Source organism: Pontibacillus sp. HMF3514, assembly GCF_009858175.1.
Lineage (GTDB): Bacteria > Bacillota > Bacilli > Bacillales > BH030062 > Pontibacillus.
This window is the reverse complement of sequence record NZ_CP047393.1, coordinates 1-15,714: the sequence shown is the minus strand read 5'-3', so window position 1 is coordinate 15,714 and position 15,714 is coordinate 1. Positions and strand designations below refer to the sequence as shown.

General features: G+C 38.5%; 12 protein-coding genes. 1 reads left to right on the top strand and 11 read right to left on the bottom strand.

Features of this window, described 5'->3' with window-relative positions:
• Positions 1-9: 9 nt before the first annotated feature.
• The 3 genes from pdxS to guaB all read right to left on the bottom strand — a co-directional run bounded on the left by pdxS (position 10) and on the right by guaB (position 3,973).
• Positions 10-894 carry a pyridoxal 5'-phosphate synthase lyase subunit PdxS gene (gene pdxS, locus GS400_RS00060; RefSeq protein ID WP_027446956.1) on the bottom strand — a complete coding sequence of 295 codons (885 nt, stop codon included), beginning with the start codon at positions 892-894 and terminating at the stop codon, positions 10-12.
• Positions 895-1,019: 125 nt separating this feature from the next.
• Positions 1,020-2,351, bottom strand: a complete 1,332-nt coding sequence (locus tag GS400_RS00055; protein ID WP_370519725.1) for a serine hydrolase — start codon at positions 2,349-2,351, stop codon at positions 1,020-1,022.
• Positions 2,352-2,503: 152 nt separating this feature from the next.
• The gene (gene guaB / locus GS400_RS00050) at positions 2,504-3,973 is read right to left on the bottom strand and encodes an IMP dehydrogenase (RefSeq protein WP_160098061.1); all 1,470 of its coding nucleotides are present in this window, start codon (positions 3,971-3,973) and stop codon (positions 2,504-2,506) included.
• A gap of 140 nt (positions 3,974-4,113) precedes the next feature.
• Here guaB and GS400_RS00045 point away from each other — a divergent pair, with 140 nt between their 5' ends.
• Positions 4,114-5,070 carry a YaaC family protein gene (locus tag GS400_RS00045; protein ID WP_160098059.1) on the top strand — a complete coding sequence of 319 codons (957 nt, stop codon included), beginning with the start codon at positions 4,114-4,116 and terminating at the stop codon, positions 5,068-5,070.
• Between the two features lie 128 nt (positions 5,071-5,198).
• Here GS400_RS00045 and GS400_RS00040 read toward each other — a convergent pair whose 3' ends face one another.
• The 8 genes from GS400_RS00040 to dnaA all read right to left on the bottom strand — a co-directional run bounded on the left by GS400_RS00040 (position 5,199) and on the right by dnaA (position 15,714).
• Positions 5,199-6,302, bottom strand: a complete 1,104-nt coding sequence (locus tag GS400_RS00040) for an HD-GYP domain-containing protein (protein WP_160098057.1) — start codon at positions 6,300-6,302, stop codon at positions 5,199-5,201.
• A gap of 148 nt (positions 6,303-6,450) precedes the next feature.
• Complete coding sequence (gene gyrA, locus GS400_RS00035; protein WP_160098055.1) at positions 6,451-8,958, bottom strand: DNA gyrase subunit A; 2,508 nt, start codon at positions 8,956-8,958, stop codon at positions 6,451-6,453.
• A gap of 157 nt (positions 8,959-9,115) precedes the next feature.
• Complete coding sequence (gyrB, locus tag GS400_RS00030) at positions 9,116-11,044, bottom strand: DNA topoisomerase (ATP-hydrolyzing) subunit B (RefSeq protein ID WP_370519724.1); 1,929 nt, start codon at positions 11,042-11,044, stop codon at positions 9,116-9,118.
• Positions 11,045-11,090: 46 nt separating this feature from the next.
• Positions 11,091-11,375: an extracellular matrix regulator RemB gene (remB, locus tag GS400_RS00025; RefSeq protein ID WP_027446949.1), complete on the bottom strand. Its 285-nt coding sequence runs from the start codon at positions 11,373-11,375 to the stop codon at positions 11,091-11,093.
• A gap of 9 nt (positions 11,376-11,384) precedes the next feature.
• Positions 11,385-12,509 (bottom strand): DNA replication/repair protein RecF, encoded by a 1,125-nt coding sequence (gene recF / locus GS400_RS00020; RefSeq protein ID WP_160098053.1) that lies wholly within the window; start codon positions 12,507-12,509, stop codon positions 11,385-11,387.
• A 28-nt stretch (positions 12,510-12,537) separates the two neighbouring features.
• Positions 12,538-12,759, bottom strand: coding sequence for a S4 domain-containing protein YaaA (yaaA, locus tag GS400_RS00015; RefSeq protein WP_160098051.1), 222 nt, complete (start codon positions 12,757-12,759; stop codon positions 12,538-12,540).
• Between the two features lie 208 nt (positions 12,760-12,967).
• Positions 12,968-14,110, bottom strand: a complete 1,143-nt coding sequence (gene dnaN / locus GS400_RS00010) for a DNA polymerase III subunit beta (protein WP_160098049.1) — start codon at positions 14,108-14,110, stop codon at positions 12,968-12,970.
• Positions 14,111-14,361: 251 nt separating this feature from the next.
• The gene (gene dnaA, locus GS400_RS00005) at positions 14,362-15,714 is read right to left on the bottom strand and encodes a chromosomal replication initiator protein DnaA (RefSeq protein ID WP_160098047.1); all 1,353 of its coding nucleotides are present in this window, start codon (positions 15,712-15,714) and stop codon (positions 14,362-14,364) included.

Sequence of the window (15,714 nt, the reverse complement as noted above, 5' to 3'; positions counted from 1 at the left end):
TTTAGTGAATTACTGGCTGCGATCTTGCATACGGTCAGATTCTGTAAGAGTAGACATTTCCATACCCTTCATCGCTGTACCAAGATCTTTTGAAAGTTCACCAATTAGTTTGTAATCATCGTAATGTGTAGTTGCTTCTACAATCGCACGAGCAAACTTCTGTGGGTTATTGGATTTGAAGATTCCAGATCCAACGAAGACCCCATCAGCACCAAGCTGCATCATAAGTGCTGCATCTGCTGGTGTTGCAATACCACCTGCTGCAAAGTTTACTACCGGAAGACGACCTTCTTCCTTGATCTGAAGAAGAAGCTCATAAGGTGCACCATGGTCTTTCGCATACGTCATTAACTCATCATCTGACAAGCTTACAACCTGACGAATTTGAGATTGCACTTCACGCATATGGCGTACTGCTTCTACGATGTTACCTGTTCCTGGTTCACCTTTTGTACGAAGCATAGAAGCACCTTCACCAATACGACGAGTTGCTTCACCAAGGTTACGACAGCCGCAAACAAATGGAACTGTATAGTCGTTCTTTTTAATGTGATAAATCTCATCAGCTGGTGTTAGTACTTCACTTTCATCAATGTAGTCTACACCAAGAGATTCTAATACACGAGCTTCCACAACATGACCAATACGTGCTTTAGCCATTACTGGAATGGATACAGCGTTCATAACTTCCTCAACAATTGTTGGGTCAGCCATACGAGCAACGCCGCCTGCTGCACGAATATCTGCTGGAACACGCTCTAATGCCATTACGGCAACGGCACCTGCTTCCTCAGCAATTTTAGCCTGTTCTGCGTTAACAACGTCCATGATGACGCCGCCTTTTTGCATTTCTGCCATACCACGTTTTACACGATCTGTACCTGTTCTTGACATGCTGAATTCCTCCCAATCCTTCTTCTTATCTCTTTATTTAGACAATCGTTCTAACTTTTAGGACGTTTGTACTCTATCCTTTATTTTAACGCATTATTCTTAAAATGCCTATATTATGAATCAGGTTAGAACCAACCTTTTACTGTATCAGCAACGCTTGTGAAAATATCACTGAAAAAGTCCCCAATAGTACGTAACGTTAAGACAAACCAGTTAGCTTTTTCTACACCAGATTGTGTAACCACTGCAACTGTTTCTCGTTTACTTTCATTGTCGGTAATATAACCAAAATCATCTCCACTATTCTTAAGGTTCATCGTACCAAGTTGCTCACCTTTTTTGATTGGAGCTGTTAGTTCACCCTCATCGTTAAACTTCGATTCATCTAACTTATATTCAACACTATATTGTTCTTCTGTACCTTTTTGAATGGTCACAGATATCGGATCTTTAGAAGCAATTTCTACAGAATCCTCTTTACCTTTTGTTACAGCAAAAGTTGATTCCCCATCAATTTGATAATCTGCTGGGTATAATTCTTTTTTCGTAAATTGGTTAAATCCATAGTCCATCAATTTGCGTGTTTCAGCAAATCGAGCTTCTTTACTATCTGTTTTCATGACTACGGAGATCAGACGCTGTCCGTTACGTTCTGCTGTTCCTGTGAAACAGAAACCAGCCATGTTTGTCCAACCCGTTTTCAATCCATCCAGGCCTTGATACCCAAACTGAGCAAGTTGGCCAGGCATTCCTGGGAGCATCCAGTTCCAGTTTTCAATCTTCTTATCTTCAAATTGAATGGTTGGCATACTAGAGTATGTTAAGGCTTCTGGATAATCGTTAATTAAATTATAAGCAAGAAGGGCTGCGGAACGTGCTGATAATAGGTTATCTGCATCAGGTTGTGTCCCTTCAGGGTAATTACCACCTAAGTCTGAGTTTGAAAGTCCTGTTGAGTTCACAAATTTATAATCTGGTAATCCCATCTCCTCAGCTTTTTGGCGCATCATTTTAACAAAATCACCTTCTGAACCAGCAATGAGTTCAGCTAAGGCAATGGTTGTTGCATTATCAGAGTTAACGGCCATAGCTTTATATAGTTCTTTAACCGTGTAATCTTTATCTTGACGTAAGCCAACTCCAGAAAAAGCTGGATCAGCTGATATGCTATAAGGGTAATCACTTATACGAGTAGTTGTGTCCCAGCTAATCTTTCCTTGATCTATTGCTTCAAGGACTAAGTATTCTGTCATCATTTTCGTCATACTTGCAGGAGGCAATGCCATATCTGCACTTTTTTCAAATAAAATCTTTCCTGTATCACCATCTACTAGAATAGCAGATTTGGCCTTCACATCGACAGCTGCCGAAGCCGATATTGGGCTTACGAGCATGGATGTGAATGTCATCATGATCATAGTAAGTAATAAAAAGGTAACTCTTAATCTATGTTTCAACCATCTCAACCTCCATTTATTTATGTACATGAGGCTATTTTATCACATGTTCAGATAATAAAGAAACACGACTTTTGCCTCTATGACGCATAGTTTATGGGTATAAAAAAGGACTACTAGCCTGGGGCTAGCAGTCCGCTTTCTTCTCGTATTTACACACTATAGTTTGGTGCTTCTTTAGTAATTTGCACATCATGAGGATGGCTCTCACGTAAACCAGCATTTGTAATGCGTGTAAACTGAGCTTCTTCTCTAAAACGATCTAATGTGTCTGCTCCGCAGTAACCCATACTTGAACGGAGACCTCCAAGAAGCTGATGTACAGAATCTGATAATGGACCTTTATAAGGTACGCGACCTTCAATTCCTTCAGGTACAAGTTTGTTAGCTTGTTCTGATTCTTGGAAGTAACGATCCTTTGATCCAGATTTCATAGCACCAACAGAGCCCATACCACGATAAACCTTAAAACGGCGTCCTTGGAAGATTTCTGTCTCTCCAGGGCTTTCTGTTACGCCTGCAAAAAGGCTACCAAGCATAACTGCATGAGCACCGGCTGCAAGAGCTTTTGCAATATCACCAGAATATTTAATTCCTCCATCAGCAATAACAGGGATATCATGCTTTGCCGCTTCAGATGCACATTCATAAACTGCTGAAATTTGTGGAACACCGACACCTGCAACAACACGAGTTGTACAAATGGAACCAGGTCCAATACCAACCTTAATAATGTTCGCTCCTGCTTCAATTAAATCGCGTGTTCCTTGTTTGGTTCCTACGTTACCAGCCATAATATTCAAATCAGGATATTCTTCCCTTACCTTACGCACTTGATCCATAACACCTTGAGAATGACCATGAGCTGTATCGATAACAACAACATCCACTCCAGCTTCAACAAGCTTTTGAATACGGAGATCTGCATCAGCTGTTACACCTACCGCAGCTCCAGCAAGTAAACGACCTTGTTCATCTTTAGCTGAGTTAGGGAATTCAATCACTTTTTCAATGTCCTTAATCGTAATAAGTCCTTTGAGTACACCTTCTTCATCGATGAGTGGAAGCTTTTCAATCTTGTATCCTTGTAGGATTTTTCCCGCTTCCTCTAACGTTGTCCCAACTGGGGCTGTGACTAGATTTTCACTCGTCATCACTTCTGAAATTTGAATGGAATAGTCCTGGATAAAACGAAGATCACGATTTGTAATAATTCCTGTAAGCTTCTGTTCTACATCATTATTCACAATTGGCACACCTGAAATGCGAAATTTCCCCATCAAGTGCTCAGCATCATAAACCTGATTTTCAGGCGTTAAAAAGAATGGATTTGAAATAACACCACTTTCGCTGCGCTTCACACGATCAACCTGCTCAGCTTGTTCCTCAATGGACATACTCTTGTGGATGATCCCTAGTCCACCTTGTCTTGCCATGCCAATTGCCATTTCTGCTTCAGTTACAGTATCCATACCAGCACTAATGATAGGTACATTCAGATTAAGGGTTTTCGACAAGCTTGTTGCCACATCAACCTCTCTTGGTAGTACATCCGATTTCGCTGGAATAAGCAATACATCATCAAACGTTAAGCTCTCTTTTACAAACTTATCTTCTCTCATGATTTAGCCCCTCCTAAAACATTCATGGTTTCCTCAAAAGTTGGTTACACTAAGCAAACAGACTTTATATTTTACATAACCTTACGACATTCTAAAGGCTTTTTCAACAGTTTTGAGGAAAGGGGAGAGTACTTATTAAAATGCAAAATATTCAGTCCATTTATACTCAGCTACAATCTGCCCCTTTTACGCAAAAATACTTAAAAGAGTGCTATAAACAACAAGGTTTTGAAGATCCTGAGAAGAAATGTTTCGACAATACGTATCGGTTCATCTATTTTCTTGAACATGCCGAAACCTACTATGAACAAGGAAGAAAAGCACCACTCTCTATAAAGCCAGTGCTCTATTTTTACGGCATGTCCCAACTCTTAAAAGCAGCTCTTTTAACTTGTAGACCAGATTATCCTGAAACGACTGCAGTACTAGCTCATGGCGTATCAAGTCGAAAACGCAAAAAGCAAAACTATACCTTTTTACAAGATGAAGTAAAGATCCAACATAAAGGGTTGTTTTCCTATGTTTCTAAGCATTTATTTCATGTGGATCATCTTCTTGATCAAAAGTTTTCTATGGATGAGTTGCTACGGAGAATTCCAGAAGTGGATCACGTTTATCAATTTCCTAATAAACCATCGTCCTTTTACTCGATAGGACATCAAGAAAATCAAATACTTAAGATTCCTATTAGAATTCTAGATGATTATCACTGGACGTACTCCTATTTTGAACAACATATGAAGCAGGTTCTACCCAATATTAAAGATATTGAACAACAAGAAGATTTTATCGTTATCAACATGTACGCACCTATTGATCATCTAGGTCGTTCCTTTTTTTATATGGATTCACAAACAGAGCAATTAGTGCTACCAAAACGGCGGAGCTTATTCTCCTATCTTCCTGAGGTACTCAATCATTATATTTTACTCTATAACCTTAGCATGATTTGTCGTTATGAAACGGAGTGGTGGGGAGATGTGCTTCATTCATTTTCTAGTGAGGATCTTGTGTTTATACAAGCTTTTCTTGAGACCACAAGTGAAAAAATCCCTCGTTTGATGGCTCATATTTTTATGGACAGAACAAAAACGTAAGCGCCTGTTTAGCAACGAAGGGACTGGACTTGGCCACACTCTCATAAAAGGGTTATACACAAGCTAACACTTTTATAATTTCCTATGACATAAAAAAGGACTAACCTCCAATAGAGGTAGTCCTTTGGTTAACTTGGATTTGAAACAATTTCTTCAATAAAAATATCTCGGTAATTTTTAAGATGGATGATCTCATCGTTATGAAATAAACGAACCATCGGGCGTGTTGGAGTTTTCGCTTCGATAAATACAATCTCACCTTCTTGGTTATTCGATAATTTCACCTTGGTACCAGTGGAGAAGTTCGTCATACTATCTATAAAAGCCTGAACAACTTTATGATCAAATTTACCGAATTGGTCCTGCATCATCTCTTCTATCACTTTAAATGGGGACTTCTTTGTTTTATAAATACGCTCTGATGTCATTGCATGATACATATCGCTAACAGCTACAATTTTACCATACGGATGTAGCTTATCCTCTGCAATTCCGATAGGATACCCAGAACCATCACGTCGTTCATGGTGCTGCAATACACCGAGGCGAACCTCATTTTTTAATACAGGTATTTTTTCTAAAAGTCTATAGGAATAGGTAGGATGTTTTTTGACTTCCTCAAATTCTAGAGAAGTTAACGGTCCGCGCTTTTTCATAATTCGTTCCTCTATCTTTGACATGCCGGCATCACTCAAAAAACCAGTTAAGCCGATCTGAATAACTTCTCCTTGCGAGAAGTTCATTTGATTAGCAATGATCGAGGATAGTAATCCAACAGCAATACTATGATGATAAAAGTAATTCTCTTTAGTGGAATAATGGTGCAACATAAAGACCTGACTTTTATCCTTCAAAGCTTCGTGAATTAATGGAACGATCGTTTTGCGTACTTTCGTAATATCAATAGATGATCCGGCCTGCCAGTTTTTAAACATACTTTTATAGGCTTGAACAGCATCAAGATATTGATCAGCAAAGCTAGTAATTCCTTTTACAGGGTTATTCTTTGCATCCTCTGATTCTTCTTCCTCTATATACTCCTCAGGTTTGAAAACTTCTCCACTAGCAAGCTTAGGACCTACATCTATTTCTTCAATTAAAAACTTATGTAAAACCGTAATATGAATAGGCTTAATAACAGTATTCTTCTCTATAATAGGATGATTTGTTTGTCCCATCACATCTTTCAAGACCATACATCCTGGAACTAACTGACTTGGGTGTACACGCATGGTTTCACATCCTCTTATTACTTAAGTAGATAAGCGGAGGCAACCGCTTAGAATCTTAATGTGGAAGGTTTTAACTATATCCTCATTATCACTTAAAATAGGATAAAAGAAAAGAGGATCACTAAAACGTGTATCCTCTTTTTCATTCTTACTCTTCTTCTGTTGATTCTTCTGGTTGTTGTTCACTTACGACTTCCGCAGGTTGGGTTACTTCATGTTCATCGTCTTCGCTTTCGATTTGAGCCAATGTAGCTACTTCTTCCCCTTCTCCAAGTCGAATGAGTCGAACCCCTTGTGTGTTACGACTTGTTTGAGAAATACTTTCTACTGGCATACGAATTAGCACACCACTAGCAGTGATAATCATTACATCCTCTTCGCCAGTAACCGATTTAACGGCTACAACTTCACCATTTTTATCGGTCAAGTTACACGTACGGATACCTTTACCACCTCTACCAGTGATACGATACTCTTCTGCAGGTGTTCGTTTTCCGAATCCTTTTGTCGTTACGTTTAGTACTTGTAGGCCATCCTCAATGATTTCCATTGATACAACCTCATCATCATCACGTAATGAGATTCCTTTAACACCAGTAGCTGTACGACCCATTGTACGAACATCTTCTTCAGGGAAGCGAATCAGATAACCGCCTTTTGTACCAATCATGATATGCTTCGATCCATCTGTTAATCGAACAGAAATCAGTTCATCATCTTCACGAAGGTTTAAGGCAATTAAACCACCTTTACGAATGTTCGCAAACTGATCAAGGGATGTTCGCTTAGAAATACCACTCTTTGTAGTGAAGAATAAATACCAATCTTCAGCGAATTCTTCAATTGGGATTACGGCATTAACCCATTCCCCTTTATCAACTTCTAACATGTTAATGATCGGGATTCCTTTCGCTGTTCTGCTAAACTCAGGAATCTCATACCCTTTAGCGCGATACACTTTACCTTTATTGGTGAAGAACAACAGTGTATTGTGCGTTGAAGTAGATAAAAGATGTTCTACGAAGTCATCTTCATTTGTCCCCATACCTTGAACACCACGTCCACCACGACGTTGTGAACGATATGTTGTTGCTGGGAGACGTTTTATATATCCTTGGTGCGTTAATGTTACGATAATTGTCTCTTCAGGGATTAAGTCTTCATCTTCAATGAAATCTGTTCCCCCTGCGACAATTTCTGTACGACGTTTATCATTAAAGCGCTCTTTAATGTCTTCTAATTCTTCACGGATAATTTCAAGAACCTTTTCGTCATCCGCAAGAATTGCTTTGAGTTCATCAATTAACTTCGCTAGCTCTTGATATTCTTCTTCGATTTTGTCGCGTTCTAGGCCTGTTAGACGCTGCAAACGCATATCGAGAATCGCCTGAGCTTGCTTTTCAGACAACTCATATTGAGTCATTAAACCTTCGCGCGCAATATCTGTGGTTTGAGATCCACGAATTAAGGCAATAATTTCATCAATATGGTCAAGTGCAATACGTAGTCCTTCTAGAATATGAGCTCGAGCTTGTGCTTTCTTTAACTCATATTCAGTACGACGGCGAATAACCACCTTTTGATGATCTAAATAATGCTCAAGACACTGCTTTAAATTTAATACCTTCGGCTCTCCATTTACTAGTGCGAGCATATTAATACCAAACGACGTTTGCAAGGCTGTTTGTTTGTATAAGTTGTTTAACACAACATTTGGGTTTACATCTTTACGTAACTCAATTACGACACGCAGTCCATCGCGGTCGGATTCATCACGTAAATCTGTTATGCCATCAATTTTCTTATCTCGAACAAGTTCAGCTATTTTTTCGATTAATTTCGCTTTATTGACCTGGAATGGTAGAGCTGAAGCAATTAAGCGTGCTTTTCCATTCGCTTGTTCCTCAATTTCAACCTTAGCTCGAACCGTAATAGAGCCTTTTCCGGTTTCATAGGCTTTACGAATGCCAGTACGACCTAAAATTTCACCAGATGTAGGGAAATCTGGACCAAAAATGTACTCCGTCATCAGTTCATCTATCGTGATCTCTGGATCTTTACTAACTGCTAGAACTGCATCGATTACTTCACCTAATTGGTGAGGTGGGATATTGGTTGCCATCCCTACAGCAATCCCGCTAGCTCCATTTACAAGTAAGTTTGGGAAGCGAGCAGGTAGTACGAGTGGTTCTCTTTCTGAACCATCATAGTTATCATCGTAATTAATTGTATCCTTGTTAATATCTCGAAGGATTTCCATTGATATTTTGGACATACGTGCTTCTGTGTAACGCATGGCTGCTGCTGCATCACCATCCACAGAACCAAAGTTTCCGTGTCCATCTACAAGCATATATCGATAGTTAAAATCTTGTGCCATACGTACCATAGAGTCATATACAGCTGAGTCACCATGCGGGTGATACTTACCGATAACTTCTCCAACAATACGGGCCGATTTTTTGTAAGCTTTATCAGAATGCATACCTAAGTCATGCATTGCATATAAAATACGACGGTGTACGGGTTTGAGTCCGTCACGCACGTCAGGTAATGCACGAGAGACAATAACACTCATTGCATAATCTAAAAAGGATGTCTTCATTTCCTGACTTATATTGACTTCCTGAACCTGGGGGCGATCTTGTTCCGCCATAGAATTACCTCCCTCTTAAAACGAAAAGTGTAGGCGACTGTATAGCTCCGTGTGCATAAGCAAGATTTCAAAAGCGGTTAGAAGTCCACTGTAGAAAGGTTGCTTATGTCACGAGGAGCTAGGAGTCAAAACTAGAATAATGTTATTTACGACTGCTTTATACGTCTAAGTTTTTAACGTATGCAGCGTTATCCTGAATGAAATTACGACGAGGTTCTACTTTATCGCCCATAAGGATCTCAAAAATTTCATCTGCTTCAATCGCATCTTGTAAACTAACCTGAAGCAAAGTACGAGTTTCTGGATCCATAGTCGTTTCCCAAAGCTGTTCAGGATTCATCTCACCAAGACCCTTATAGCGCTGTAGACCAGGCTTAGGTGTCTTTGGTAATTCCTCTAGCTTCGATTCCATCTCTTTATCGTTAAACGCATAGTAAATGGCTTTACCTTGTTGAATTTTATACAATGGTGGCTGTGCAATATAAATATAACCATGCTCTAACAATGGACGCATATATCGGTAAAAGAAGGTTAATAATAACGTACGAATATGAGCCCCATCGACGTCAGCATCCGTCATAATCACAATCTTTTGGTAACGGGCCTTAGAAATATCAAACTCTTCTCCAATTCCAGTACCAAGTGCTGTTATGATTGCTCGAACCTCATTATTTGAAAGAATCTTATCTAAACGTGCTTTTTCAACGTTAATGATCTTTCCGCGTAACGGTAAGATTGCTTGGTAATGACGGTCACGCCCCTGCTTAGCTGAACCTCCCGCAGAGTCACCCTCCACGACATAAAGTTCACTTATAGAAGGATCTTTAGATGAACAATCAGCAAGTTTACCAGGTAGGTTTGATACCTCTAAAGCATTCTTGCGTCGAGTTAACTCACGGGCTTTTTTCGCAGCTGCACGAGCTCGTGATGCCATTAACCCTTTTTCAACAATTTGTTTAGCAGAATCAGGATTCTCAAATAGGTATTTAGAGAAATACTCATTGAAAATATTGTCCGTAACTGTACGGGCTTCACTATTTCCAAGCTTTGTTTTCGTTTGACCTTCGAACTGAGGGTCAGGGTGTTTGATTGAAATAATAGCCGTTAAGCCTTCGCGTACGTCATCCCCCGTTAAGTTCGGATCATTTTCTTTAAACATTTGATTCTTACGTGCATAGTCATTAATGACACGGGTCAATGCCGTTTTAAATCCTGACTCGTGCGTCCCACCTTCATACGTGTGGATATTATTCGCAAAGGAATAAATGTTACTCACAAAGCCATCGTTATATTGTAACGAGACCTCAACACTAATTTCTTCACTTTCACTTTCAACATAAAACGGCTCATGAAGGCCATCACGTGTACGATTTAAGTGTTCAACGTAAGATACAATTCCGCCTTCATATAAAAATTCTTTATCTTCTTGTTCTTCATCACGCTCATCGTTAATCGAGATTTTAATCCCCTTGTTTAGGAAGGCAAGTTCTCGTAAACGATTTGCTAAAGTGTCAAAATTGTATTCTTGTGTTTCTGAGAAAATTTCTATATCAGGCTTAAAGTGAATACGCGTACCAGACACGTCAGTTTCACCAATCACTTTCAAATCTTCATCAGGTACACCACGATGATATTTTTGGTAGTGAATCTGGCCATCTAGATGAACGAATACTTCTAGTTCACTAGATAAAGCGTTAACTACAGAAGCACCAACACCATGTAGACCACCAGATACCTTGTATCCGCCGCCACCAAATTTACCACCAGCGTGTAATACGGTTAAAATAACTTCAACAGCTGGACGATTGGCTTTTTTGTGCATCCCTACAGGAATTCCACGTCCGTTATCGGTAACAGTGATACTATTATCCTTTTCAATCGTTACAGTAATATGATCACAATAGCCAGCTAACGCTTCATCAATACTGTTATCAACGATTTCCCAAACGAGGTGGTGTAACCCCTTTTCATTCGTTGAACCAATATACATCCCTGGGCGTTTACGAACAGCTTCTAATCCTTCAAGGACTTGTATTTGATTTTCATCATAGGCTTGTTGCTCTGAAAGCTTTTCTTCCATTGTCATAATATTCACCTACACTTCTTTCCAGAGGTTATTATTTTATCTTGTCTTACTCCACAGTTCCTTCAGAGAAATCTTCTAATTTATTTAAAGTAGATGTCATGTTAGCACGTTTCTTTAACGTTAGAACGGATAATGAGCTAAAGTAGATATAGTCCTTTGTGATGACAATGGCTTTCGCATCCGCATCTGGCGTTTCAAAAACTCGTTGATTTTTCCTTTGGTTAAAAATCATTTCTTCCACAATGGAAGACGAGGATAAAAGTTCACAATCAATGATTGATATGACATCCTCAGATTCAATTACATGATCATCCCCGATATGAATAAACATCGTGCCACCTCAATTCTCTCTCGATACATGGCCTTGTTGAACATAAAATAATTCCGCTTGTTCAAGCGTTTCGTGTTCGATTCCTTCCACACTCGTTGTTGAGACGAATGTTTGAACTTTTCCTTGAATGGTGTGTAATAAGTGTGATTGACGATAATCATCTAGCTCACTTAATACATCATCCAATAAAAGTATCGGATATTCGCCTACTTCGTTGAAGATCAACTCGATTTCAGCAAGTTTTAAAGAAAGTGCTGTCGTTCGTTGTTGCCCTTGTGACCCATACGTTTGCACATCCTTGCCGTTCACCTTGAAAATCAAATCATCACGATGAGGGCCAACAAGAGTTGTTCCCCTCTCGATTTCTCGTTTTTCAACTTCCTTAAATTTATCTTCAAATACCCTTACCAGTGTTGACAAATCCATGTCCTCTGATACATCAGCCGAAGCATCATACTCAATTTGGAGTTCCTCTAGCTGTCGGCTTATTCCATGATGAATCGGTCCAGCCCACTTTCTAAGCAAATGTAAAAAGTTAAATCGACGCTGAACCACAGTAGCAGCATGCTCAATCAGTTGTTCTGTTAGGATTTGTAGCATGGTAGTATCTTGTTGTTTATGCTGATTTCGTTGATATTCTTTTAATAAATGATTTCGTTGCTTTAAGACTTTTTGGAACTGTCCTAAATGATAAATATAGGCAGGTTGTATTTGTCCGATCTCCATATCTATAAAACGACGACGAACCTGAGGATTGCCTTTTACCAGGTTTAAATCTTCAGGTGCGAACATTACAATATTTAAAGCACCAATATAATCACTTAATCGTTTCTGCTCTAAGTGATTTAATTTCGCTTTCTTTCCCTTTTTAGACACTATAACTTCCAAAGGAAAACGGCGCTTTCGTTTATAAACACTACCTTTTATTTTAGCATATTCTTCGTCCCACATAATGAGTTCTTTGTCACGGGGTGTTCGATAAGATCGCGAAAAAGCTAAAACATAGATAGCCTCCATGAGATTCGTCTTTCCTTGAGCATTCTCACCGATAATGACATTGATTTTATCATCAAAGGTTAGATGGAGATCTTTATAGTTTCGATATTGCTTTAACGTTAACTCTTCTATGTGCATGAATATTCCCCTTTAGTTTTCATGGGAATTAGGATTCTCTTACAACAGTAAAGGTTCCAACCCCTTCAACTTCTACAACATCGCCAATGGAAATTTTCTTACCTCTTCGATCCTCTCGTTCACCATTTACAAAAACTGGATATTCAGAAAGGAACCATTTTGCCATTCCGCCCGTCTCAATGACATTGGCAATCTGTAAAAATTGACCCAATTGGATGGTTTCTGTTGCAATTTCAATATTTTCGTTCATATTATCCACCTTATTTCTTCAGTCTTGGCCTTCTATCTATTTTACTAAAGATTTGCCCATAAGAAAAGCAACGGGAAAATGTATTTCAAAAACCCTTTCTATTGCAGTTTAAAAATAATCCTAAGGGAATATTAAAAAATCCTACCACCATCTTCATAGCAGTAGGATTTTTTGGGTTCAACACCTTTTTTTTACATGGTATTTATTTTTAGTAAGTTCTTACTGGTAGGATTAGCTGAAGAATTTGTTCATCCTCATTTGGACGAATAAGGAATGGACGCATAGCTCCAGTAAATTGAATATGAACTTTATCCGTATCCATAATCTTCAGGGAATCCATCATATATTTTGCACTAAAAGAAATTTTCAAATCTTCGCCTTCAACTGATTCTGCATGAACTTCTTCCACAACTTTACCAATCTCAGGAGAATTACTTGTAATTTCAATTTGGTTGTTCTCTTTCGTTGTTAATTTAACAACACTATTTCGATTCTCTTTTGCTAGTAATGCAGCGCGATCAATAGACTGTAGAAGCTCTTTAGTATCAATTGTTACAAGGGTTTTAGTTTGATCAGGAATTAATCGAGATGTTTCAGGATAATTGCCATCTAAAAGTCGGGATAAGAAATATAGATTCTTCGTACGGAATAAGATTTGGTTTTCCGTAACACTAATGACAATACTCTCCTGTGAGTCTCCGAGAATTTTGTTTAATTCCGTTAAACTTTTTCCTGGAATTACAACGTTATTAAACGAAAGATTTAGAGCCTGTTCCTTCAAAGGAATATCACGAGATGCTAAACGGTGACTATCCGTTGCTACAAAACTCAAGTTCTCATCTTCGACCTTCATGTTTACACCTGTCAAGATAGGTCGTGTTTCTGAGGTGGACACCGCAAATACCGTTTGACGAATTAGGTCTTTGAGTAAATCGATTGGTACCTCAAAACTCTGTTCCGTTGAAAGTTGAGGAAGATGTGGATACTCTTCTGCATCCTGGCCATTTAGGTGGAACTCAGCACTACCAGAACGAATACTAACGTTTAAGTGATCATCAACTTCAATTTCTACAGTCTGTTGAGGAAGTTTTCGAACAATATCAGGAAAGTATTTAGCCTGTAATACGATACTTCCAGGTTCTATATTTTCAACATAAACGATCCCATCATCTTCTTTAGGGATAAACGATTCAATAGAGATATCAGAATCACTACCTGTTAATTTAACCCCTTCTGTAGTTGCTTCAATTTTCATCCCCGTAAGGATTGGAATTGTTGTCCTAGAAGAGATAGCTTTCATGACATCTTGTACGCTATCCATCAATTGATCGCGTTGAATAGTAAATTTCATCGAAACGAATCCTCCTAAATGGATCTTTATATTATATATTTATTTATATTTTAAAGATCGTAATAGTAATAGAGCGTGTGAATTTGTGAATAACTTATTAAAACACATGCGAACAAGGATATCCACATGTGGATAGATTGTGAGTAATTCATGGGACAGTTTCTTCAGTTATCAACAGGGTGATTTAGAAGAAATGTGTCGAATTGTCTAAAAAAATAGATCATTGTCGCTTATTTTACTAATAATCTAGCTTATGAAGATTTTAGTGTCTCACGTAATTCATCTAAATCTTTTTGTAGCTGTTGATCATCTGCTAACTGTTTCGAAATTTTTTCATGTGCATGAATGACAGTAGTATGATCACGGCCTCCAAACTCTTCGCCAATCTTCGGTAGAGAATAGTCCGTCATTTCTCTAGACAAATACATGGCAATCTGACGTGGGAACGCAATGGTTTTGGTACGTTTTTTCGCTGCAAAATCCTCGAGTTTCACGTTATATTTTTCAGCCACTACCTCTTGAATGGCCTGGATCGTAATCACTTTTGGTTTCGAACTAGGTATAATATCCTTCAATGCTTCAGCAGCAAGTGATGCATCAATATCTTGATTAATCAATGACGAATAAGCTACCACTCGAATGAGAGCACCTTCCAATTCACGAATATTGGTGTCAATTTGATTCGCAATATATAGCATAACTTCATTTGGAATATCCAAACCTTCAGCCTTAGCTTTTTTGCGTAAAATAGCGATACGAGTTTCTAAATCAGGCGGCGTAATATCAGTAATTAAGCCCCATTCAAATCGAGAACGTAGTCGATCTTCTAAAGTTGGAATCTCTTTTGGTGGTCGATCACTAGAAATAACAATCTGCTTATTTTCTTCATGAAGTGTATTAAACGTATGGAAAAATTCTTCTTGTGTTTGTTCTTTTCCAGCTAAGAATTGAATATCATCTATTAAAAGCACGTCCACATTTCGATATTTATTGCGGAAGTTGATGGCTTTGTTATCACGAATTGAATTAATGAATTCATTTGTAAATTTCTCAGAAGACAGATAGACAACTTTTGCTGATGGATTATGATCCAATACATAGTGCCCAATTGCATGCATTAAGTGGGTTTTACCAAGTCCAACTCCACCATAAATAAATAATGGGTTATAGGCTTTTGCTGGAGCTTCCGCAACTGCAAGTGAAGCTGCATGGGCAAATCGGTTACCTGAACCAATTACAAAAGTATCAAACGTGTATTTAGAATTCAGCATACTTTGAGGAGATTCTTGTCCATCCTCTTTATCATTAGGAACCTGTTTTATGGCTGGTTTTATATCATCATGGGAGACGTCTTTCGTTTCCGGAATAATAAATTTCGTTTGAAGTTCCGCTCCAGTCACTTCATATAATGTGTCGGAAATCAAACTTGCATAACGACTCTCTAACCAATCTCTTGCAAATTCATTGGGTGCAACAATAACTAGCGTGTCATCCTTTAAAGAGTCAGCCTTTGTACTTTTGAGCCAAGTTTCAAAGCTTGGTTTACTAATCTTTTCTTCAATTTTCGTTAACGTGTTTTCCCAGAGCTCTTGTATATTTTCCAA

Excerpts from the sequence above, each read along its gene's own strand:
- pdxS (WP_027446956.1), bottom strand. The coding sequence starts at position 894 with ATGTCAAGAACAGGTACAGATCGTGTAAAACGTGGTATGGCAGAAATG.
- guaB (WP_160098061.1), bottom strand. The coding sequence starts at position 3,973 with ATGAGAGAAGATAAGTTTGTAAAAGAGAGCTTAACGTTTGATGATGTA.
- GS400_RS00045 (WP_160098059.1), top strand. The coding sequence starts at position 4,114 with ATGCAAAATATTCAGTCCATTTATACTCAGCTACAATCTGCCCCTTTT.
- GS400_RS00040 (WP_160098057.1), bottom strand. The coding sequence starts at position 6,302 with ATGCGTGTACACCCAAGTCAGTTAGTTCCAGGATGTATGGTCTTGAAA.
- gyrA (WP_160098055.1), bottom strand. The coding sequence starts at position 8,958 with ATGGCGGAACAAGATCGCCCCCAGGTTCAGGAAGTCAATATAAGTCAG.
- gyrB (WP_370519724.1), bottom strand. The coding sequence starts at position 11,044 with ATGACAATGGAAGAAAAGCTTTCAGAGCAACAAGCCTATGATGAAAAT.
- remB (WP_027446949.1), bottom strand. The coding sequence starts at position 11,375 with ATGTTTATTCATATCGGGGATGATCATGTAATTGAATCTGAGGATGTC.
- recF (WP_160098053.1), bottom strand. The coding sequence starts at position 12,509 with ATGCACATAGAAGAGTTAACGTTAAAGCAATATCGAAACTATAAAGAT.
- yaaA (WP_160098051.1), bottom strand. The coding sequence starts at position 12,759 with ATGAACGAAAATATTGAAATTGCAACAGAAACCATCCAATTGGGTCAA.
- dnaN (WP_160098049.1), bottom strand. The coding sequence starts at position 14,110 with ATGAAATTTACTATTCAACGCGATCAATTGATGGATAGCGTACAAGAT.